General features: G+C 74.2%; 20 protein-coding genes. 8 read left to right on the plus strand and 12 right to left on the minus strand.

Going from position 1 to position 21,628, the window contains the following annotated elements; all coding sequences use genetic code 11:
* Positions 1-37: 37 nt before the first annotated feature.
* On the plus strand, positions 38-1,081 hold the full coding sequence (locus ACSNN9_RS09735) for a zinc-dependent alcohol dehydrogenase (protein ID WP_436672666.1): 1,044 nt from the start codon (positions 38-40) through the stop codon (positions 1,079-1,081).
* 39 nt (positions 1,082-1,120) lie between these two features.
* Here ACSNN9_RS09735 and ACSNN9_RS09740 read toward each other — a convergent pair whose 3' ends face one another.
* Together ACSNN9_RS09740 and ACSNN9_RS09745 are read right to left on the minus strand one after the other, a co-directional pair.
* Positions 1,121-1,948: a DUF72 domain-containing protein gene (locus ACSNN9_RS09740; RefSeq protein WP_436672707.1), complete on the minus strand. Its 828-nt coding sequence runs from the start codon at positions 1,946-1,948 to the stop codon at positions 1,121-1,123.
* A gap of 172 nt (positions 1,949-2,120) precedes the next feature.
* Positions 2,121-3,476 (minus strand): hypothetical protein, encoded by a 1,356-nt coding sequence (locus ACSNN9_RS09745; RefSeq protein ID WP_436672668.1) that lies wholly within the window; start codon positions 3,474-3,476, stop codon positions 2,121-2,123.
* Positions 3,477-3,966: 490 nt separating this feature from the next.
* On the opposite strand from ACSNN9_RS09745, the gene ACSNN9_RS09750 reads away from it, so the two are divergent.
* The 7 genes from ACSNN9_RS09750 to ACSNN9_RS09780 are packed head-to-tail and all read left to right on the plus strand — an operon-like array spanning position 3,967 to position 11,394.
* Entirely contained in the window at positions 3,967-5,019 is a 1,053-nt protein-coding gene (locus ACSNN9_RS09750) for a LacI family DNA-binding transcriptional regulator (RefSeq protein WP_436672670.1), read from the plus strand.
* A gap of 32 nt (positions 5,020-5,051) precedes the next feature.
* Complete coding sequence (locus ACSNN9_RS09755; protein WP_436672672.1) at positions 5,052-6,647, plus strand: FAD-dependent oxidoreductase; 1,596 nt, start codon at positions 5,052-5,054, stop codon at positions 6,645-6,647.
* Between the two features lie 23 nt (positions 6,648-6,670).
* Positions 6,671-7,954, plus strand: coding sequence for an ABC transporter substrate-binding protein (locus ACSNN9_RS09760; RefSeq protein ID WP_436672673.1), 1,284 nt, complete (start codon positions 6,671-6,673; stop codon positions 7,952-7,954).
* A 12-nt stretch (positions 7,955-7,966) separates the two neighbouring features.
* Positions 7,967-8,914, plus strand: coding sequence for a carbohydrate ABC transporter permease (locus ACSNN9_RS09765; RefSeq protein ID WP_436672674.1), 948 nt, complete (start codon positions 7,967-7,969; stop codon positions 8,912-8,914).
* Positions 8,904-9,746: a carbohydrate ABC transporter permease gene (locus tag ACSNN9_RS09770; protein ID WP_357875456.1), complete on the plus strand. Its 843-nt coding sequence runs from the start codon at positions 8,904-8,906 to the stop codon at positions 9,744-9,746. The genes ACSNN9_RS09765 and ACSNN9_RS09770 overlap by 11 nt, the downstream gene beginning before the upstream one ends.
* A 2-nt stretch (positions 9,747-9,748) precedes the next feature.
* Positions 9,749-10,702 (plus strand): ROK family protein, encoded by a 954-nt coding sequence (locus ACSNN9_RS09775; RefSeq protein ID WP_436672676.1) that lies wholly within the window; start codon positions 9,749-9,751, stop codon positions 10,700-10,702.
* Complete coding sequence (locus ACSNN9_RS09780; protein WP_436672677.1) at positions 10,699-11,394, plus strand: N-acetylmannosamine-6-phosphate 2-epimerase; 696 nt, start codon at positions 10,699-10,701, stop codon at positions 11,392-11,394. Before ACSNN9_RS09775 ends, ACSNN9_RS09780 begins: the two co-directional genes overlap by 4 nt.
* A gap of 141 nt (positions 11,395-11,535) precedes the next feature.
* Here the strand turns inward: ACSNN9_RS09780 and ACSNN9_RS09785 are convergent, their stop codons facing one another.
* The 10 genes from ACSNN9_RS09785 to ACSNN9_RS09830 form a co-directional block, all read right to left on the minus strand.
* Positions 11,536-12,465, minus strand: coding sequence for a diacylglycerol/lipid kinase family protein (locus ACSNN9_RS09785; protein ID WP_436672679.1), 930 nt, complete (start codon positions 12,463-12,465; stop codon positions 11,536-11,538).
* A gap of 77 nt (positions 12,466-12,542) precedes the next feature.
* Entirely contained in the window at positions 12,543-13,352 is an 810-nt protein-coding gene (locus ACSNN9_RS09790) for a class I SAM-dependent methyltransferase (RefSeq protein WP_436672682.1), read from the minus strand.
* Positions 13,333-14,157 carry an ABC transporter ATP-binding protein gene (locus tag ACSNN9_RS09795; protein ID WP_436672685.1) on the minus strand — a complete coding sequence of 275 codons (825 nt, stop codon included), beginning with the start codon at positions 14,155-14,157 and terminating at the stop codon, positions 13,333-13,335. Before ACSNN9_RS09795 ends, ACSNN9_RS09790 begins: the two co-directional genes overlap by 20 nt.
* Positions 14,157-14,900 carry an ABC transporter ATP-binding protein gene (locus ACSNN9_RS09800; protein ID WP_436672686.1) on the minus strand — a complete coding sequence of 248 codons (744 nt, stop codon included), beginning with the start codon at positions 14,898-14,900 and terminating at the stop codon, positions 14,157-14,159. Before ACSNN9_RS09800 ends, ACSNN9_RS09795 begins: the two co-directional genes overlap by 1 nt.
* Complete coding sequence (locus ACSNN9_RS09805) at positions 14,897-15,910, minus strand: branched-chain amino acid ABC transporter permease (protein ID WP_436672688.1); 1,014 nt, start codon at positions 15,908-15,910, stop codon at positions 14,897-14,899. Before ACSNN9_RS09805 ends, ACSNN9_RS09800 begins: the two co-directional genes overlap by 4 nt.
* The gene (locus ACSNN9_RS09810; RefSeq protein ID WP_436672689.1) at positions 15,907-16,800 is read right to left on the minus strand and encodes a branched-chain amino acid ABC transporter permease; all 894 of its coding nucleotides are present in this window, start codon (positions 16,798-16,800) and stop codon (positions 15,907-15,909) included. Before ACSNN9_RS09810 ends, ACSNN9_RS09805 begins: the two co-directional genes overlap by 4 nt.
* Positions 16,797-17,990, minus strand: a complete 1,194-nt coding sequence (locus tag ACSNN9_RS09815) for an ABC transporter substrate-binding protein (protein ID WP_436672691.1) — start codon at positions 17,988-17,990, stop codon at positions 16,797-16,799. The genes ACSNN9_RS09810 and ACSNN9_RS09815 overlap by 4 nt, the downstream gene beginning before the upstream one ends.
* 46 nt (positions 17,991-18,036) lie before the next feature.
* Positions 18,037-18,441 carry a roadblock/LC7 domain-containing protein gene (locus ACSNN9_RS09820; RefSeq protein WP_436672693.1) on the minus strand — a complete coding sequence of 135 codons (405 nt, stop codon included), beginning with the start codon at positions 18,439-18,441 and terminating at the stop codon, positions 18,037-18,039.
* Positions 18,442-18,458: 17 nt separating this feature from the next.
* Positions 18,459-20,858 (minus strand): sensor histidine kinase, encoded by a 2,400-nt coding sequence (locus ACSNN9_RS09825; protein WP_436672695.1) that lies wholly within the window; start codon positions 20,856-20,858, stop codon positions 18,459-18,461.
* 252 nt (positions 20,859-21,110) lie between these two features.
* The gene (locus tag ACSNN9_RS09830; protein WP_436672696.1) at positions 21,111-21,584 is read right to left on the minus strand and encodes a helix-turn-helix transcriptional regulator; all 474 of its coding nucleotides are present in this window, start codon (positions 21,582-21,584) and stop codon (positions 21,111-21,113) included.
* Between the last annotated feature and the right edge of the window lie 44 nt (positions 21,585-21,628).

Here is a 21,628-nt window from a genome sequence, read left to right on the forward strand (position 1 = left end):
GGGTGGAAGACTGGGGCTGTCGCCGAGGGGGGTCCGTATGTCTGCTGGTCGTTACCTTGCGGTCGCCGGTCCGCGCGAGCTCCGGGAGGGCGAGGTGGCCGCGGCCGAGCCGGGGCCCGGCCGGGTGACGGTCGACATCACGTACACGGGGATCTGCGGCACGGACGTGCACGGTTACACCGACGGGCACATGCTGCCGCCGGCGGTCTTCGGGCACGAGTGGACCGGTTCGGTCTCGGCGGTGGGCGACGGCGTGGACGGGCTGCGGGTCGGCCAGCGCGTGGTGGGCGGCGTGGGGCCGGTGTGCGGCCGGTGCCGCCAGTGCGTCGCCGGGCACGCCCGCAACTGCGACACGGTGTTCGCCGAGGCCAACGGGGTCGACGCCGACGCGCCGCCGCACGGCGCCTTCGCCACCCGGGTGCAGGTCTCGGCGCGGCGGGTGATCCCGGTTCCGGAGAGACTCTCGGCGGTGGAGGCGGCGCTCGTGGAGCCGGCCGCCGTCACCTTCCACGCCGTGCGGCGGGTCGCGGCGGAGTACGGCGCCACCACCGTGGTCCAGGGCGCCGGCCCGATCGGGCTGCTCACCGCCCAGCACGCGCGCAACGCCGGGGCAGGGCCGATGATCATCTCCGAACCCTCGGCGGCGCGGCGCGCGCTGGCGGGCCGGCTCGGCTTCGCCCACGTGGTCGAGCCCGCCGAGCTGCGGGCCGCGCTGGACGAGCTCACCGCGGGCCTGGGCGCCGACGTCGTGTACGAGTGCAGCGGCGTACCGGCGCTGTTGCAGCCGTCGGCGGAGCTGGCGCGCCGGGGCGGGACGCTCGCGTTGCTCGGCTATCCCCTGGAGAACTCGAGCGTCAGCTACGGCGACTGGCAGAGCCGCGAGCTGACGGTGATCGGGTCGCTGGCGTACCACCACGAGGACTTCGTGGGCGCCATGCACGCGATCGCCGCGGGTCGCATCGACGTGGCGGCGCTGCACACGGGCACCTTCGGCCTGTCGTCGCTGAAGGACGTCCTCGAGGAACTCGACTCCGGCCGCAGCGAGCACACGAAGGTGCTGATCGACCCGAGCCGGGCCTGATCCAGGCGGGCGGGACCGGCGTACGCCGGGTGTGGCCGGTCAGAACAGCGTCGACGGCCCGACCGGCTCCGGTTCCGGCAGCGGCTCGACCCCGGGCAGGCGCGCCCGCACCTCGTCGTGGAAGCGGCGGGCGAGCTCGGGCGCGTCGGCGTTGTCCGGGGTGTGCACGAACACGGTCGGCGAGCGGCCCTCGCGCAGCCAGCCGGTCACCACGTCGAGCCACGGCCGCCAGCCCTCGACGGTGCGTGTGGGGTCGTCCCGGCCGAGGTACCGGACGATCGGCCGGTCGGTCAGCGCGCGGGTGCGCAGCGGGGTGCGCGGCTTCCTGGTCCACGCCTCCCGTTCCGCGTCGCTGGTCGGCGGGGTGCGGAAGAACGCCGTCGTGTCGAAGGGCACCCATTCCGCGCCGACCGTGCCGAGCGCCTCCTCCAACGCCCGCGCCGCCCGGGGGTCGTCGAAGAACGCGGGGTGGCGCACCTCCACGGCGTACCGGTGGGCGGTGGGTAGCCCGCGCAGGAAGCGGGCCAGCGCGGGCACGTCGGCGGGGCCGAACGAGCCCGGCAGCTGGATCCAGAGGGCGTGGGCCCGCGGGCCGAGGGGTTCGACGGCGTCCAGGAAGGCCCGCAGTTCCGCGTCGGCGCCGGTGAGCCGGCGTTCGTGCGTGACGACCTTCGGCAGCTTGGGCAGGAACCGGAAGTCGGGGTCGGTCTGGCGCGCCCACGAGGCGACCGTCTCGCGGCCGGGGGTCGCGTAGAAGGTGGTGTTCCCCTCGACGGCGGTGCACCAGCCGGCGTACGCGCGCAGCCGCTCGTCAGCCGGCAGCGGGTGCGCCAGGAAGCGCCCCTGCCAGGACTTGTGCGTCCACATGGCGCACCCCACGTGCAGGCGCATCGGATCCTCCCACCGCTCGACGGCCCCGACGCGGGGTGACCCGCGCCGCGGGTACGGTATCCGGCCGCGCCGGCGGGGGCGAGTCCACGTACGGACGCCGGCCGTACCCGTGCGGGCACGGCCGGCGTCCACCGGTCGACCGGTCCGGTCAGTGGCCCTGGTCGTGCGGCACGGTGACGGTCACGGTGCAGCCGACCGGGCGGCCGATCTCGTCGTGGCCGGCGTACGTCAGGGTGTAGACCCTGTCCCCACCGGCGCCGTCGCGTTCCGCCCGCAGCCGCCCGGTGAAGTCGGGCGTGCCGACGGTGAGGTCGCTGACGTCCGCGGCGTCGCCGCCGGACACCGCCGTCAGGTTGAGCGCGTTCGGGCCGAGGACGCCGTCGCGCAGGTCCGCCGTCACGGTGACGTCGACCAGCTGGTGGTTCGGCGGCCACAGCACCGGCCGGTCCACCACGCAGTCCACCTCGCGGGTGGGCACCGGCTGGTCCAGGGTGGCGACGGCGTGGCCGATCGTCGCGGTGAGCCGCCCGCCGGCCTCGTAGTACATGTGCGCGGTGCGGCCGTCGAAGTAGAACGTCGGCGCGGCCGAGCGTCCCAGGTCCGGCGCGGCGACCATCGAGTCGTGCACGACGCCGAGGTGGACCTCCTTGTCGAAGTCGTCGCCGACGTCCACGGCGTGCATGTTGCCGTCGGCCGCGTGGAAGATCACCAGGTTGCGGCCGTTCCAGCGCAGGAAGAACGGGCCGGAGGCGTTCGGGCCCTGGATGCCCCTCGGGGTCACGATCGGGTCGGGCTGGATCGTCCAGGTCCGCGCGTCCGGGGAGACCGCCCAGCGGATCCGCCGGGACACCGGCCCGGTCGGCCCGGGGGGCGCGGCGGTCGGGTTGTCCATGAAGAGCATCAGGTACCGGCTGCCCAGCCGCGGCACGGCGTGCTCGAACACCCGGGCGTAGGAGGTCTCCCCACCGGTGCTGTCGTCGCGGCTGATCGCCGTCCCGCCGTAGTCGAAGTGGATGCCGTCCTCGGAGGTGGCGTACCGGGTGATCGAGTTCTCGCCGTGGAAGTAGAGGAACAGCTTGCGCTCCCCCTCGACCCAGATCGCGTGCGGGGAGGAGATGTGGCTGACCGTGGAGTAGTGGGGCAGCCAGGTGTTGCCGATCAGCGGATTGGCCCGGTACTCGGTCCACGGGCCGTCGATCGAGTCCGCGTACGCCAGGGCGATCCCGCCGGGCCGTTCGTGGGGGGCGTAGTACAGGTAGTAGGTGCCCAGCGGGTTGGGGAAGTAGTCGGCGGCCCGGATGACGCTCGGGAAGATGAACTCGTTGGTCGGGTTGTAGGTCAGGGCGCTCTTGTCGAACGCGGTGCCCGCGTAGGTGAAGCGCGGGAAGTCCAGGGCCGGGTCGGCTCCGGCCGGAGCGACACCGGCCACGGTGGCGACCAGCATGCCCGCGCTGGCCGCCGCCACGGCGGCGCGGACGGGCACTCGGACGGGTGCTTTCGTCATCGCTGTTCCTGCTCTGTCGGGGGTGGGGGCCACCCGGCCGCCCGGACGGGCTGCCGGCGCGCGGGGCCGTCGGCGGACGGTTGAGGGGTGGGACGGGTTCCGCCGGTGACGACTGTGGACGTCGCGCGTCGCGCCGCAGGGCGGCACGAAGTCACGCTGTGTGAGACGGCCGACCACCGCGAGGGTGAGCGGGCCGCCCGGGTCGATTGCTAATACGTATTACCATCTATGCTTCTCGAATGTTGCTCGACCGGGGCGAGTCTTGTCAAGGGGTCGGCCGCCGGCCCCGGCGCCACGGCCCGACGGCCCCGGCGGGGGCCAACCACCCGTGAGGGCGGAGTCGACCGTCAGGAGCTAATCCGCATTACTCCAGGGACTTCATCTCCGCGAAATCTCTGCGCCCACCCCTTGACACACACCCGGTCCGCCCGCCAGGCTCCTCCCCAACGCCGAGCGCTAATACGCATTAGCCGCACCGGAAGGACCCGTTGTGCCCTCTACACCCCGACGCGTCACTCAGCGTGACATCGCGCGGCTGGCTGGCGTCAGTCAGGCGACCGTGTCGCTGGTGCTCAACAACCGGGCCGACGCCGACGTCCGCATCGCGCCCGAGACCCGCGACCGCGTGCTGCGGACCATCGCCGAGACCGGGTACGCAGCGGATCCCGTGGCCCGCCGCCTCGCCGCGCGGTTCAACCGGATCATTGGCGTCTTCACCTACGAGCCCGCCTTCCCCAGCGGCAGCCGCGACTTCTTCCACCCCTTCCTGCTGGGCATCGAGGAGTACGCGGAACGGGCCGGCTGCGACCTGCTGCTGTTCACCAGCGCCCCGGTGGTCGACGGCCGGCGACGCATCTTCCACCAGGACAACCGGCTCCGCCTGGCCGACGGGTGCATCCTGCTCGGGCGGGAGATCGACGCCGCCGAGCTGCACCGGCTCAACCGCGACGGCTTCCCGTACGTCGCCGTCGGGCGCCGCGACGACGCCGGCGGCCCGGTGCCGTACGTCGGCGCCGACTACGCCGCGGCGGTGGGCGAGTTGGTCGGCCTGGCCCTCGCCCGCGGCCACCGGCGCCTGGCCTACCTGAACACGGACCTGAGCGCGGAGTCCTCGGCGGACCGGCGGCGCGGTTTCGTCGAGGCCGCGACGGCCGCGGAGAGCGCCCGCCACCTGACGACCGTCGCCCCGGACGCCGAGGCCATCCTCGACGACCTGCTGGCCGACCGGACCACGGTGGCCTTCGTCGAGGACTTCGCCACCGCCGTGGCGCTGGAACTGGCCAGCCGGCGGCGCGGCCTGAGCGTGCCCGGCGACCTGTCGATCCTGACCCTCGGCGACCCGACGGTCCCGGTTCCCACCGACCTCGCGTTCACCGGATTCCGCATCCCCCGCGAGGAGATGGGCCGGCAGTCGGTCGAGGTGCTGGCCAGCGTCATCGACGGCAGCGCCGTCGGCGTCCAGCAGCGGCTCCTGCCCTGCGAACTCGTCGAGGGCGACACCCTCGGCACCCCTGATCGGCGGTCCACCGCAGCTGAGCGGTGACCGTGCAACCCGGAAGGAAGCAAGTGGTACAGATGCGTGCGGACGTCCTCGTCGTCGGGGGCGGGCTGGGCGGGGTGGCGGCGGCGCTCGCCGCGGCCCGGGCCGGCCGGTCGGTCATCCTGACCGAGGAGTTCGACTGGCTCGGCGGACAGCTCACCAGCCAGGCGGTCCCGCCGGACGAGCACTCCTGGATCGAACAGTTCGGGGCCACGGCGAGCTACCGGGCCCTGCGCACCGGGATCCGCGACTACTACCGCCGGCACTACCCGCTCACCGAGCGGTCCCGGGCCTGGACCGACCTCAACCCGGGCGCCGGCTGGGTGAGCCGGGTCTGCCACGAGCCCCGGGTGGCCGTCGCCGTCATCGAGCAGATGCTGGCGCCGTTCCTCGGCTCCGGCCGGCTGAGGGTGCTCCAGCCGTACCGGCCGGTCGCCGCCGAGACCGACGGGGACCGGGTGGTCGGGGTGACCGTGGCGCACCGCGACCGGGACGAGCGGATCGACCTCGTCGCGCCGTACGTCCTCGACGCGACGGAGACCGGCGAGCTGCTGCCGCTGACCGGCACCGAGTACGTCACCGGCTTCGAGTCGCAGGCCGACACCGGCGAGCCCAGCGCGCCGGCCGAGGCGCAGCCGATGAACATGCAGGCCGTCTCCGTCTGCTTCGCCCTCGACCACGTCGACGGCGACCACACCATCGACCGGCCGGCGAACTACGACTTCTGGCGCGACTACAAGCCGGACTTCTGGGGCGACCGGCTGCTGTCCTGGCGGTCGCCGCACCCGCGCACCCTGGAGATCGTCGAGCGCAGCTTCACCCCCAACCCGGACGACGACCCGCTGGCCGTCAACGCCGACCAGCGGCTCAACCCCGGCGACGGCAACCTCTGGACGTTCCGGCGCATCGCCGCCCGGCGCAACTTCACCGACGGCGCGTACGACAGCGACATCACGCTGGTGAACTGGCCGATGATCGACTACTTCGAGGGCCCGGTCATCGACGTGCCGAACGCGTCGTGGCACCTGAGCAAGGCCCGCGAGCTGTCGTACTCGGTGCTCTACTGGATGCAGACCGAGGCGCCGCGGCCGGACGGCGGGACCGGTTTCCCCGGCCTGCGCCTGCGCGGCGACGTGACCGGCAGCCGTGACGGCCTGGCGCAGGCGCCCTACATCCGGGAGTCGCGCCGCATCCGGGCCGAGTACACGGTGGTCGAGCAGGACCTGTCGCTGGCCGTGCGCGGCGAGCACGGCGCGGTCGCCTACCCGGACTCGATCGGCGTCGGGATGTACCGCATCGACCTGCACCCGTCCACCGGCGGCGACAACTACATCGACGTCGGCTCGTGCCCGTTCGAGATCCCACTGGGCGCGCTGATCCCGCAGCGGGTCGAGAACCTGCTGCCGGCGGGCAAGAACATCGGCACCACCCACATCACCAACGGCAGCTACCGGCTGCACCCCGTCGAGTGGAACGTCGGCGAGGTCGCCGGCCTGCTCGCCGACTTCTGTCTGGCGCGGGGCGAGTCCCCGCGCGCGGTCCGCGGCACCCCCCGCCTGCTGGCCGACTTCCAGGACCGCCTCTCGGCAGCCGGCGTGGAACTGCGCTGGCCTGAGATCGCGGGCTACTGAACACCCCCGTTGAGGAGAAGATCATGAGATTGGGAAAGGCTGTGCGCGGTGTCGCGGCGACACTGGCCGGCGTCCTCGCGCTGACCGCCTGCGGTGGCGGTGACGAGGCCGGGAACAAGGGTCCGGCCAGCCTGCGGATGACCGTCTGGTCCGCCAACGAGGCGCACCTCAAGCTGTTCAACGAGATCGCCGACGAGTACCGCAAGACCCACCCGGACGTCGCGGCGATCACGTTCGACCCGCTGCCGTTCGAGAACTACACCACCACGCTGACCACGCAGATCGCCGGCGGGAACGCGCCCGACCTGGCCTGGGTGTTCGAGAACTCGGCCCCCGACTTCGTCTCCTCCGGCGCGCTGCTGCCGCTGGACGAGACGCTGAAGAAGACCGAGGGCTACCAGTACGACGACATCTCCCCGGCCACGCTCAAGCTCTGGCAGGACGGGGGCAAGCTGTACGCGTACCCGTTCTCCACCTCGCCGTTCGGTGTCTTCGTCAACACCGACCTGCTCAAGAAGGCCGGGCAGAAGACCCCGGCCGAGCTGGTCGCGGCCGGGCAGTGGAACTGGGACACCGCGCTGACGGTCGCCGGCGCCACCGCGGGCGCCACTGGCAAGGCCGGCCTGGTGATCCGCGACTTCGACTACAAGGGCTGGGACAACCTCTCGACCTTCTGGACGGGTTGGGGCGCCCAGGCGTGGAGCGAGGACGGGAAGTCCTGCGGATTCGCCGCCCCGGAGATGGTCGAGGCGATGACCACCCTGCACAAGGCGATCTTCACCGGCAAGGCGCTGCCCGGCCCGGGCACGACCGCCGACTTCTTCGCCGGTGACGCGGCCATGACGGTCACCCAGATCTCGCGCGCCTCGCTGCTGAAGCCGGGCGGCTTCGGCTGGGACCTGGTCCCGCTGCCGGCGGGGCCGAAGGGCAACTACTCCGTGGTCGGCCAGGCCGGCGTCGGCGTGATGAAGAAGAGCAAGAACGCCGATGCTGCGGCGGACTTCCTCGCCTTCCTGACGAACCCCACCAACTCGGCCAAGCTGGCCCAGTTCTTCCCGCCGCCGCGCCAGTCGCAGCTCACCGCGGAGACGCTGGCCAAGACGAACCCGACGCTGAAGCCCGAGCAGTTGCAGAAGGTCGTCATCGACGGCATCACCAACGGCGTGGTCAAGCCCAGTCACGCCGGGCAGGCGGAGCTCAGCCAGCAGGTGCGCGCCAGGCTCGACCCGCTCTGGAAGGCGGACGCGGACGTCAAGGCCGTCCTCGACGGTGTCTGCACCAAGATCCAGCCGCTGCTGGCGAAGTAGGGCAGTCTGACCATGTCCCAGACGGACACGACGGTGGGCGGGACCTCGGCCCCGCCCACCCGGGACCGGTCGCGGCCGTACTGGACCAGTCGCCGCCGCGACCAGCTCACCGGTTACCTGTTCATCGCTCCCCAACTGCTCGGCAGCGCCGTCTTCGTGATCCTGCCGCTGATCCTGGTGGTCTGGTACAGCCTGCACGAGTGGAACGTGCTGGCCGGAACGTTCGAGTTCGTCGGCACCGAGAACTACGCGAACCTCGCCGAGGACACCAACCTGGGCTCGGTGCTGCGGGCCACCGGCCTCTTCTCGGTCGGGCTGGTGGTGTTCAACCTCGGCCTGGCCCTGCTGCTCGCCGTACTGCTCAACCAGAAGCTGCGCGGGACGATCGTGTTCCGCACCCTCTTCTTCTCCCCCGTGGTCGTCTCGCTGGTCGCCTGGACCATCGTGTGGGGGTTCCTGCTACAGGACAACGGCGGCGTGAACGGCCTGCTCGACACCGTCGGCGTGGACGGGCCGAACTGGCTGCGCGGTGAGGGCACCGCCATGTTCTCGGTCGTCGTGGTGCAGGTGTTCAAGAACGTCGGCCTGAACATGGTGCTCTTCCTGGCCGCGCTCCAGGGCGTGCCGGGCGAGCTGTACGAGGCCGCCGAGGTGGACGGGGCGAGTCGGCTGCGCCAGTTCTGGCGCATCACCGTGCCGATGATCAGCCCGACCATCCTGCTCACGTCGATCATCACGGTGGTCGGCTCGTTGCAGGTCTTCGCGCAGATCGCGGTGCTGACCCAGGGCGGCCCCGGCACGTCGACCACGGTCCTCGTCTACTACCTCTACCAGCAGGCGTTCCAGTTCCACCACTTCGGCTACGGCGCCACCCTGTCGATCGTCCTGTTCGGCATCGTGCTCGCGCTCACCGTGCTGCAGTGGCAGATGCGTAAGAGGTGGGTCCACCATGAGTCGTGAGCTGTCGCGCCGGACCAAGCTGGTGCTCTACGGGGTACTGATGGTCCTGGCGGTCCCGTTCGTCTTCCCGACCTGGTGGATGGTCACCTCGTCGCTGAAGCCGGTGGCGGACATCTTCGCCTTCCCGCCGAAGCTCATCCCGGTCGACGCGGAGCTGGACGCGTACCGGCGGGTGTTCGAGTTGCAGCCGTTCGGCCAGCAGTACCTGAACAGCCTCTACATCGCGCTGGTGGTGACCGTCGGCACCCTGGCGGTGGCGGCGCTGGCCGGGTACGCCTTCGCCCGGATCCGCTTCCGTGGCCAGAACGTGCTCTTCCTGGTGATCCTCGCCGGCCTGCTCATCCCGAGCGAGGTGACGATCGTGCCGCTGTTCCAGATGTTCTTCAAGCTGGGCCTGGTCGACACCCACTGGCCGCTGATCCTGGTGCCGATCCTGGGGGCGCCGAGCGTGCTGGCGACCTTCATCATGCGGCAGTTCTTCATCAGCCTCCCCGGCGAGCTGGAGGAGGCGGCCCGGGTGGACGGGCTGGGTCGGTTCGCCACCTTCTGGAAGATCGCCCTGCCGCTGTCCCGGCCCGCGCTGGGCGCGGTCGCCATCTTCACCTTCCTGCACAGCTGGAACCTCTACCTGGAACCGATCGTGTTCCTCTCCTCGCCGGACAAGTTCACCCTGCCGCAGGCGCTCACCCAGTTCGTCGACGCCTACGGCGGCCCGATGTGGAACGTCCAGCTCGCCGCGGCGTCGATGACCGCGCTGCCGGTCCTGGTGGTCTTCGTCATCGCGCAGAAGCAGTTCGTCGAGGGCCTGGCGCACACCGGGCTCAAGGGATGACGGTGCCGGCGCCCCTGGTGGGCCTCGACATCGGCGGCACCAAGACGGCGGCGGCGCTGGTCGGAGCCGACGGGAAGGTGCTCGGGCGTCGCCTGGCGCCCACCCCCGCCGGGTCGGGGCCGGCGGCCGTGCTGGACACCGCCGCGCGGCTCGCCCGGGAACTGCTCGATCCGGGCGCTGCCGGCACGGTCGGCGTGGGCACCGCCGGCACGGTCGACCCCGCCACCGGCACCATCCGGTACGCCACCGACAGCCTGCCCGGCTGGACCGGCACGCCGGTCGCCGACGAGTTGGCCGCGCGGCTGGCCCGACCGGTCCGCGTCACCAACGACGTGAACGCCGCCGCGCTCGGCGAGGGCTGGGTCGGCGCCGGCCGGGACCGGCGGGACCTGCTGCTGGTCGCGGTCGGCACCGGCCTGGGCGGCGCGATGCTCCAGCACGGCCGGGTCGTCACCGGGGCCCGGGGCGGCGCGGGCGAGGTGGGGCACCTGCCGACTCCCGGCGCCGAGCGGCTGCGCTGCGGCTGCGGCCGGTACGGGCACCTGGAGGGCGTCGCCTCGGGCACGGGGCTGTCCGCCGCGTACGCCCTGGAGACCGGCCTCCGGATCACCGGACGGGCCGTGGCCGAGCGGGCGGCGGCCGGCGAACCGGCCGCCCGGGAGGTGGTGGACCGCGCCGCCACGGCCCTCGGCCGGGCGCTCGCGGGGCTGGTCGCCCTGCTCGATCCGCAGGCGGTGCTGGTCGCGGGCGGGGCGGCCGACGCCCTGCTCCCCGGCGCCCGCGCCGCCTTCACCGCCGAGCTGCCCGCGGCCTGGGCGGACGTGCCCCTGTCCCCCGCGGCGCTCGGCGCCGACGCGGTCGTCGTGGGCGCCGCGCGGCTGGCGGGCCACCCCGGCCACGGCCGGCAGGCGGACGACGTCCCCGCCGTGGTCACCGACGAGAGGACGAGAGCGTGAACGTGTTCGACAAGCTGGCCGGCGGCCTCGTGGTCTCCTGCCAGCCGGTGCTCGACGACCCCGACGACCCGATGCGCGACCCGTACGTCCAGGCCCGGGTGGCCGCGGCGGTGGTCCGGGGCGGCGCGGTGGCCGTCCGGGCCAACGGCACCGCCGACATCAGGGCGATCCGCGCCGCCGTCGACGTGCCGATCATCGGGCTGCACAAACAGGGCGTCGACGGGGTGTTCATCACCCCGACGGCGGCGCACGCGCTCGATGTCGCCGCGGCCGGCGCGCACATCGTCGCCGTGGACGCCACCGACCGTCCCCGCCCGGACGGGCGCAGCTTCGCCGACACGGTCCGGGCGGTCCGGGAGCGGACCGACGCGCTGATCCTCGCCGACGTCTCCACCGTCGAGGAGGGGGTGGCCGCCGTGCGCGACGGTGCGGACGCCGTCGCGACGACCCTCTCCGGCTACACCCCGGCCAGCCCGCCGACCGACGGACCGGACCTGACGCTGCTGGCCCGGCTCGCCGACGTGCTGGCGGTGCCGGTGATCGCCGAGGGGCGCTACCGCAGCGCCGAACAGATCGGGCAGGCGTTCGCGGCCGGCGCCCACTCGGTGGTGATGGGCAACGCGGTCACCTCGCCGCTGTGGCTCACCCGTCGCCTGGTGCCGGCCACCCCGTCGGGCGGCCGGCTCACCTGACGCCGCCGCAGCGGGACCGGGTGCGGCCCGGGGCCGCGGCGATTCGTACTTCCTGCCGCGCCCGGGCCTCGGTCGGTAGGACCGGTCCCGTCGGGGGCGGGCCGGTACCGACGAACCGTCGACGCCGGCCCGTCCCCTCGCTCAGGAAACGGGTCCGGGGCAGCAGACCGTGAGCGCGCCGGGCACCACCCGCACCTTGAGCCTGGTGGTCTCCCCGCGGGCGCCGCCGTCCAGCTCGTACGTGCGCGGCGCCGCGAGACGGACCTTGATCCTGCGGCCCCGGGTGATCCGCACGAACGGCGACTCCTCCGAGCGGCCGGCGGCCATCCGGCCCAGGGTGCGCGCCCAGTCCACCGCGCCGTCGGCGGTGGACACGCCGACCTCCAGGCAGCCGTCGTCAGGCCGGGCGTCGTCGAACGCCGGGATGCCGCCGGTGATCGTGCCGACGTTGCCGAACAGCACGCAGCTCGCGTCGCCGTCGAACCAGTCCGCGCCGTCGACCGTGATCCGGGTGCGGACCAGTTCGCCGCGGACGTGCCGCAGCCCCGTCCACATGTAGGCGAGGCGACCGAGCTTGCCCTTGAGCGTACGGTCGGCCTCACGGATGAGGTCGCCGTCGAAGCCGGCGCCGGCCATCACGGCGAAGTGCTCGCCGTTGACCCGGCCCAGGTCCAGGGCGCGGCGCCGGCCGTGCAGGCCGATCCGGACGGCCTCGGGCAGGTCCTCCGGAATGCCCAGGTTGGCGGCGAAGAGGTTGGCGGTGCCGGCGGGCACGATGGCCATGGCGGTGCCCGAGCCCGCGAGGGCGTCGGCGCAGCGCTGCACCATGCCGTCGCCGCCCCAGACGAAGACCAGCTCGGCGCCCTTGCGCAGCGCCTTGCGGACCTTCTTCGGCGCCTTGCGGCTTTTCGGCACCTCGTACCAGATCAGCTGCTCGACCGCGCCGGCCAGCTCGGCGCGCAGCGCGTCGAGGCCGCCGCCGAGGGTCTTCTTCTGGTGGGCGACGACCGCGACCGTGCCCACCCGGGCCGCGGCCGCCGGTCCGTCGCCCGCCGTGCTGCTCGTGCTCATGGCCGCCGGGAATACCCGGCCGGCGAGGTTTCCACGCCCCGCCGGCCGCCCGGGTGGCCGGCGGGCACGGCCCGGCCTCACCGTCGCGCCGGCCGCCGGCCCCGGGTCGACACGAACTGGTACGACAGCACGGCGAACCCTGGATCCCGCACGAGCCTGCGGAACGCCTCCAGCTGGCCGGGCGACACCCCCGCCTCGATCAGCTCCGGCTCCAGCTGCCGGGAGTTCGTCTCGTACAGCGACGCCCCGAGCGAGCCGCCGGGCCAGCTCTGCGAGTGGGTGACCGTGTCGACCTCGACCAGTCCCGCCGACGCGAGGTGCCCGTGCACGTCCTGCGCCCAGGCCAGATCCGCGCCGTGGCTCTGCAGGACGCCGAGCATCGCGTCGGTCACGTGGGCGAAGAGCTTCGCCGCGTCGTCGCTCGGCGCGGCCAGTACGCGCAGCGGCGCGGTGCAGTCGAACTCCTCGACGACCAGCCACCCGCCCGGGGCCAGCGCGCCGGCCAGCGCGGTCAGCACGCGCCGCCGCTCCGGCAGGTGCAGCAGGACCAACCGGGCGTGGATCACGTCGAAGGCGTCGCCGGGCGGCGGCTCGCTGCGCACGTCGTGCCGGCGGACGTCGAGGTTGGCCGCGGGGGCGAGGTGCGCGGTGTCGATGTCGGTCGCCAGCACGCGCCCCGCCGGGCCGACCGCCTCGGCCATGCTCCGGGCGACCGAGCCGCCGCCGGCGCCGATCTCCCAGCACACGCCGCCCGGGGCGAGCACCGGGGCGCCGAGCCGGGTCGCCGTGATCGGATCCAGGAACGCCTCCAGCGCCCGCAGCTGGGGCACCGCCTCCGGTGCCGCGTTGTCGAAGGTGTACTCGGTGTCACGGATGTCTGTCGGCATCGTCGCTCGTTCCTGTCGAGGATGGTCGGGTCAGGTGTGCGGGATCGGCCCGGAGCCCGGGCACCGGTCGGGGCGCCGGCAGCTCCGCGACCGCGGCGACGCTGAGCATCGCCGCCAGCCGGCCCGGCTCGGCCCGGGCCTCGTCCGCCGGGCGGTCGTAGACCACCCGGCCGTACTCGAGCACCGCGATCCGGTCCGCGATCTCGACGGCGTGCTGGAGCTGCTGCTCGACCAGCAGCACGGCCAGCCCGGTGCCGGCCAGGGTGCCGACGAGGTCGCGCACCCTGGCCGCCAGGCCGGGGGCGAGCCCTTCGCACGGCTCGTCCAGCAGCAGCACCCGGGGCTGGCCGAGCAGGGCCCGGGCGATGGCCAGCATCTGCTGCTCGCCGCCGGAGAGCTGGTCGCCGCGGTGGCGCAGCCGGGCCGCCAGCCGGGGCAGCAGCTCCAGGATCCGCGCGACGGTCCACCCCTCGCCCCCGGGCGTCGCGGCGCGCCACGGCACCGCCGCCAGGGCGAGGTGCTCGGCCACGGTCAACCGGGAGAAGACCCGCCGGCCCTGCGGGACGAGGCCGACCCCGCACCGGGCGATGCGGTGCGGCTGCCGGCCGGCGACCTGCACGCCGCCGACCTCGATCCGCCCCCCGGAGGGCCGCACCAGCCCGGCGACGGTGTGCACGAGGGTGCTCTTGCCGGCGCCGTTGCGGCCCACCACCGCCTGCACGGTGCCGGCCGCCACGTCGAGGGTGACCTCGTGCAGCACGGTCCCGCCGGAGTAGCCGGCGCAGAGCCGCTCCGTGCGCAGCATCAGGACACCCCCTCCGCGTAGGCCTGCCGGACCGGACCGGAGGCGCGGATCTCGGCCGGCGTCCCGGTGGCCACCGTCCGGCCGTCCCGCAGCACGGTCACCTGGTCGCAGAGCGCGTACACCAGGTCCAGCCGGTGCTCGACCAGCAGCACCGCGACGGCGCGCGGCAGGGCCCGCAGGAACTCCACCAGCCGGCCGACCTCGACGACGGACAGCCCGGCGGCCGGTTCGTCGAGCAGCAGCAGCCGCGGACGGCCGGCCAGGGCCATGGCGATCTCGAGTTGCCGGCGCTGCCCGTGGGCGAGCTGACCGGCGGGAGTCCCGCCGACGTCGCGCAGGCCCAGCCGCTCCAGCCAGGCGCCCGCCGTACGTTCGGCGGCGCCCCGCCGCGCGCCCGGCCGCCACCGGCCCGGCCGCACCGCGTGGGGCAGCGCGGCGACCACCACGTTCTCGGTCGCGGTCAGGGTCGACCACACGGCGGGGCGCTGGTGGATCCGGCCGATACCCCGCCGGGCGCGGGCGGCCGGGCCGAGCCGGGTGACGTCCCGGCCGCCGATCAGCACGCGGCCGCCGCCCGCCCGGGTCGCCCCGCCGAGCACGTCGAGCAACGTGGTCTTGCCGGCGCCGTTGGGCCCGATCAGGGCGTGCCGCTGGCCGTGGTCGATCCGCAGGTCGACGCCGTCCAGCGCGGCCAGCGACCCGTACCGGACCGTGACGCCCCGGGCGGAGAGCAGCGGCGTCATGCGCGTGCCTCCGTCGGTGCCGGCCGCTCCGGACCGGGCGGGCGCGCCGGCAGCCCGGGCAGCAGCCGTCCCCGCCCGCCCCACGGCCGGTGCCCGTCGCCGGGCAGCAGGTAGACGGTGACGACGAACGCCACCCCCAGCACCAGGGGCGCGTGCCCGGGGAGCACGCCGAAGAGCCAGTCCCGGGCGGCGACGACGATCGCGGCGCCGACGAGCGCGCCGCCGACCGACGCGGCGCCGCCGACCACCACGCCGAGCAGCAGGAGCGCGGAGGTGTCGAAGCCGAAGTCGGCGGGCGAGATGAACTGCTGGGTGACCACCAGCAGGGAGCCCGCGGCGCCCGCGACCGCCCCCGCGGCCACGTGCACGGCCGCCACGTGCGCCGGCACCCGGTGGCCGCTGGCCCGCAGCCGCGCCTCGTCGTCGCGGCCGGCCCGCAGCAGCAGGCCGACCCGCGTGCGCAGGATCAGCCACACCGCGCCGACCAGCACGGCGACGACCACCAGGGCGTACAGATAGCGCGCCCGGTCGGTGGCCAGCACCGGCAGCCCCCACAGGGGCCGCACGGGCGGAACCCCGGCGAGGCCGTCGGTGCCGCCGGTAACCGAACGCCACCGCCCGAGGACGGTCACCACGAGCTCGCCGATCGCCAGAGTGATCATCAGGACGACCACGCCCCGCGCGGCGACCACGAGCGGAATCGTCGCCGCGGCCAGCGCCGCCCCGGCCGCCGCGGCCACGACCAGGTGCACCACCGCCACGTCGGAAAGTCGGCTGCCGACGACCGCGCTCGCGTACGCGCCCGCCGCGTAGGGCGCGGTCTGCCCGAGGGTGGGCAGCCCAGCGACGCCCGTGAGCAGGGCGACGCTCACCCCCACCAGGCCCAGCGCGAGGGTACGGGCCAGCAGCGCCACGGTGTAGTCGTCGACCGCCCACGGCGCCAGCACCAGGCCGACCAGGACGAGGGCGGCGACTCCGCGCCGCAGCGCGCGCACCGCCTCGTCCCTCACGACGTCCTCCGGGCCGGGGCCAGCCCGCGCGCCCGAACCGCGAGGACGGCGGCCATGGCGGCGAAGAGCAGGAACGGTGCGGCCGACGGGGCGAGCGCCACCCCGAGGGTCTGGATCTGCCCCACCGCCAGGGCCGCGAGCAGGGTGCCGGTCATCGACCCGAGGCCGCCGAGGACGACGACCACCAGGGAGAGCAGCAGCACCGCGTCGGCGGTGTCCGGCCCGGGACCGATGATCGGCGCGCCGAGCACGCCCGCGACGCCGGCCAGCGCCCCGGCGGTGGCGAGCACGCCGACGCGGATCCAGGCCGGGTTCACGCCGAGGACGGCCACCATCTCGGCGTCGTCGACGGCCGCGCGGACCAGCATCCCGGCCCGGGTGCGACGCACCGCGACGTGGAGCAGACCGGCGAGCACCGCGGCCACGACGATGAAGACCAGCCGGTACGCCGCGTAGCGGTGCCCGGCCACCACCACCGACCCGTCCAGCGCCGCCGGCACGCGCACCGGCGGGTCGTCCGGCCCGAACGCCCCCGCGAGCAGGCTGCCCCCGGCCAGCGCCACCCCGAAGGTCAGCAGCGCCTGGGTGAGATGGCTGCGCGCGGCGACCCGGGTCAGCAGCCCGGCGACCAGCGCGCCGGCCGCGGTGGCGGCGAAGGTCCCGACGGCCAGCGCCAGCACCAGGCTCGCCCAGCCGCCGTCGAGCAGCGCGGCGGCGGTGTACCCGCCGATGGCGTACAGGGTGCCGTGCGCCAGGTTCAGGATGCCGGCGACGCCGAAGCAGAGCACCAGCCCCGCCGCGGCGACGAAGACCAGCAGCCCGTAGGCCACCCCGTCCAGGGCCGGGACCAGGTACGGGTCGATCCGGGTGTCGACCGCCACGGCGCTCACCCGCCGACGGTGGCGAGGTCACCCACGACGGTGTTGGACAGCGCCCGGCCGTCCTGGCGCACCTGACGCAGGTACCACTTCTGCACCGGCGCGTGCGTGGTCGGCGAGAACTGCCAGGTGCCGCGCGGGCTGGCGATCTGGCCGAGCTGGCCGATGGCGGCGTTGATGCTCTCCGGGGTCGGGTCGTCGCCGGCCGCCGCGATGGCCCGGTCCAGCACGGCCGCGGCGTCGTAGGAGGCCATGGCGTACGTGGTCGGGGAGCCGTCGTTCTTCGCCTTCCAGGCGGCCACGAAGGCGCGGTTCTCCGCGTTGTCCAGGTCGGGCGAGTAGTTCAGCACCGAGTAGACGTCCCGGGCGGCCTCGCCTTGGGCGTCGAGCACCCCGCCCTCGGTCAGGAACCCGGCGGCGTAGAGCGGCAGGTCACTGATCTCCGACTGCGCGTACTGCTTGACGAAGTCGACGGCCGCGCTGCCGGCGTAGAACGTGTAGACGGCGTCCGCGCCGGAGGCCTTGATCCGGGCGAAGTACGGCGTGAAGTTGGTGGTCGTCGGGAACGGGGTGAAGGTGGTCTTGCCGTCGGGGTTGGCCAGCGTGCCGCCGGCCTTGGCGAACGCGTCGGTGAAGCCGCGCAGCTCGTCCCAGCCGCCCTGGTAGTCCGGGCCGATGGCGTAGACGCTGCCGTCGACGTTGTCGCGCACGTGGCGGGCGATCGCCTCCCCCGGCTCGTCGGAGAGGTACGAGGTGTGCCAGATCCTGGACACGTCCTTGAGTTCGGGGCGGCCGTTCGAGCCGACGAACGGCACCTTGGTCTCGTTGAGCAGCGGATAGACCGCGGCCACCGAGCCGCCGCCGACGATCCCGGTGAGCGCGGCCACGCGGTCCTGCTTGAGCAGTTTCGTCGCGGCGGGCACCGCGGTCGCGGCGCCGTTGCCCTCGTCGGCGACGACGAGGTCCACCTGCCGGCCGCCGAGCTTGCCGTCGTGAGTGGCCAGGTAGAGCTCGAAGCCGGCGCGGATCTCCTTGCCGACCGCCTGGTACGTGCCGGACAGCGACGCCAGCAGGCCGATCTTGATGGATCCGGCGGCGCCGGCGCCGCGCCCGCCGTCGGCACAGGCGGTCGCGGCGAGCAGGACGAGGGCGAGCAGGGCCGCGGTGCGGGCACGGCTGCGCCGGGGGGTGGTCAGAGACATGTCTTCTCCAGGAGGGATGGGGGTTCCGGCGTGGAGTGCCGGGGTGTCAGCGGCTGCGGCTCAGTGCCGCCCGCGCCGCCGGGGTCAGCGCGTCGCCGATGCGGTTCGCCAGCTCGGTCATCTCGTAGGAGACCTTGCCGACGTCGCACTGCGGGTCGGCGAGCACGAGTAGGGACGCGCCGTCGTTGAAGGCCATCGAGAACATGAAGCCGCCCTCGAGCTGGGTGACGTTGGAGATCACCGCGCCGGCGTCGAAGAAGGCCGCCGCGCCACGGAGCAGGCTCACCAGCCCGCTGCCGGTCGCCGCCAGCTGGTCCGCCCGGTCCGGCGGGAGGCCCCTGGTGGCGGCCACCATCAGTCCGTCGCTGGAGATCGCGATCGCATGGCTGACCTCGCTGGCGCGCTCGGCGAAGGCGTCCAGCAGCCAGCCGAGATCCTGTTGGTCGGTCACGTGCTCTCCCTGTCGGGTCAGTTGTTGATCAGGTTGGGCCGGCGTCCCGCCACGCCCCTCGCGTACGCGGCCATGGCGGTGGCCACCTGGGTCGGGTCGCGGTGCGCGGAACGCTGCTGCGGCACGGTGACGCCGCCCGGGACCAGGTGCCGCTGCGGCTGGCGCCGGGGCAGGCCGGAGGTGGTGGTGGCGACGACCTCGGGTGCGTCGGCCCGGGCGGCGGTGCGCCAGGCGTCGTCGGCGGGGCTGGCCCACGGCCTCGCGTCCGCACCGTCGTCGTGGCCGGCCTGGAACCAGTGGTTGACCTCCTCGAAGATGACGAGTTCCTCGGTGGGCTGGTCACCTCGCCCGGGCGGTGCCGGCGCGGGCCGGAACACCGGTGCCACCGGCAGTGCCCGGTCGGCCGCCGTTCGCCCCGCCCACGGCTGCGCCGGGCCTTCGGCCCACGGCTCCGGGGCGGCCCGGTACGCCGCCGGCAGCCCGGTGGTCCGCGCCGCGCGCCGGGACGGCCTGGTGGGCGTGAGCAGGAACTCCTCCGGGGGCAGCGGCCGGATGATCTCCCCGGGCAGCGCCGCCTCGGCGATGGTGCCGCGGCGGGGGCCCGGGCGGAGCTGGACGGCCGCGCCCAGCCGGGCGGCGAGCTGTCCCACGACGACCAGCCCCATCGCCCGCACGGCCGCGACGTCGATGGCGGGCGGGCGGGCCAGCAGGTCGTTGAGCTGTTCGCGCCGCTGCGGGGACAGCCCCACGCCCTCGTCGCTGACCTGGACGATCACCCGGTCGCCGAGGCTGCGGCCGGTCACCCACGCCTCGGTGCCCGGCGGGGAGTAGCCGGTGGCGTTGTCCATCAGCTCGGCCAGCAGGTGCACGACCTCGTCGACGGCGTCGGCCGCGACGGCGACGTCACCGTCGACCATGCCGAGCCGGATCCGGGCGTAGTGCTCGATCTGGCTCTGCGCGGCCTGGAGCACCTGTTGCAGTGGCACGTCGTGCTGGCGCACCCGTCCCACCCCCACCCCGCCGAGCACCAGCAGGCTGGCGTTGATGCGCCCCATCCGGGTGGCCAGGTTGTCCAGCGTGTACAGCTGGTCCAGCCGCTCGGGGTCGGTCTCGTCCCGCTCCACCTTGTCGACCTGCGCCAGCACCGCGTCGACCAACCGCTGCTCCCGGCGGCTGAGGTGGATGAAGATGTCGGCCGTGTTGGCCCGCATGACCGCCTGCTCGGCCGCCGTACGCACGGCCGCCCGGTGCACGGCGGCGAACGCCTCCCCCACCTCGCCGATCTCGTCGCCGCTGGACGGCTCCAGGGCCTCCGCGGACTGCCGGCGGGCCAACTCGTCCGGGTCGACCGACGAGCTGTCCGGATGCTGGAGCCGGGCCACCACCTGCGGCAGCCGTTCGAACGCGACGGCGTTCGCCGCGTCGCGCAGCCGACGTAGCCGCCGCGTGATCTGCCGGGCCACCGCCCAAGTGACCAGGGCCGTGAGCAGCAGCGCCAGCACCACGGCGGCCGCCTCCACGGCCGTGCGCCGCCGCTGGTCGGCGTGGGCGGACCGGATGTCGTCGAGCACCGCCGCGTCGACGCGTTGGCGCAGCTCGGCCAGGCGGATGGACCACTGCTGGGTCGCGGCGACCCAGGCGCCGAGGTCCAGCCGCAGCCGGCTGCCCGCCCGGGTCCTCGACACCTCGTCCTGCAACCGTTGGAGCAGCAGGGCGTCCCCGCCGCTGCCGGCCTGCTCCCACCAGCCCCGCCAGGCGGGCCGGGCGAGCGCCAGGAAGGACAGGCTGGACTCGGTGAAGCCGGACCGGGCAGCCGTGATGTCCTGCTGCATGGCGGGGGTCAACTGGTCGGCCGCGACCGCGCGAAGGACGGCGACCTGCTGCTGGCCGGCCGCCTCGGCCGCCTTCGACAGCGCCGCCGAGGCGCGCATGCCGTCGGTGATCCGGGCGTTGACCGCCCCGAGGGTGACGCTCTCGCGGAGGCTGAGCAGGTCGGCGATCACGATCCGGTAGCTGAAGGTCATCGCCGACACCGAGGCGTGCGCCGCCGTGCGCACCTGCGCGCGCAGCGGCGGCAAACCCTCCAGCGCCAGGTCGATCCGCTGCAGCGCGGTCCGACTGGCGGCGGGTCCGGAGGGTGCCAGGGCCCGCTGCCGGCGGTAGCGGGCAACGGCGTCGTCGGTGCTGCTGGTGGCGTCCGCGAAGGCTTCCTGCTGCTCGGCCGTGCCCCGGCTGAGCAGGTCGGCGGCGACGACGCGCTCGCGTTGCAGCCGGTGGGCCAGGTCGCCCGCGTCGGCGCCGAGGTGCGCCAGGAGTCCGAGGTCGCTCGCGCGGGTCGTCTGGCGGACGCTCTCGGTCAGCGCGAGGCCGGCGAATCCCATCACGGCGACCAACGGGGCCGCCACGATGAGGCGCATCCGGGTGGCGATCCGCCAGCCGCGGCGACCGGTCGGGTAGGGTCGGGCCGCGTGGGACCTCGTGCTCGACGCCAAGATCGACTCCCGCAACTAATCCAAGACGGCCAATGCGCACCTTGCCATTTGCACGTCTCATTCCGCCGGAACCCGCGCCCGCAGACCAGCCCTCGCGGTGGTACAAACGGCCCGTACCGGCATCTGTACCCGGCGTCAGCGGCGCCGGGCCGGCCCCGCGGTCCCGGCCCGCGCAGGTCAGGGGTGCCCGGACCGCCCGCCCGAGGGATGCGGCGGGAGATCCGCCTCCGGTGGCCCGCCAAGCACCTGGCCGATCAACTCCCGCAGCTCGTCGATCGCGGCCACCACCGCCTCCGGATCGCGCGCGTCGCGCCGGGCGAACGGCGGCGCGGGGACCGGGTCGAGCCCTGCCGCCGCCGCGGATCGGGGGCCGCGGCGACCGTCCGCCGCCAACTGCTCCGCCGCGACCTGTGGCCACAGCGCCGCCAGGCAGCCGCCGGTGCCGAGCACCTCGTCGCAGCGGACGGCGAACTCGTGGCTGCCGAACCGGCGGCCGGACTCGACCGCCGCGACCGTCTCGCGGCTGAACCGCACCCGCTCCGCCAGCGCCCGCTGGGTCAGTCCCTGCCGGGTACGCCAGGCGCGCAGTTCGGAGCGGAACCGGTGGATGGCACCGGAGCCGTTGGCGCTCGGCGGGGGCGTGCGATCCATGGGTTCACCTTCACGACGCCGACCGGCCGGCATCGGCATCGGCA

The organism is Micromonospora sp. URMC 107, from assembly GCF_051386315.1.
Taxonomy (GTDB): domain Bacteria; phylum Actinomycetota; class Actinomycetes; order Mycobacteriales; family Micromonosporaceae; genus Micromonospora.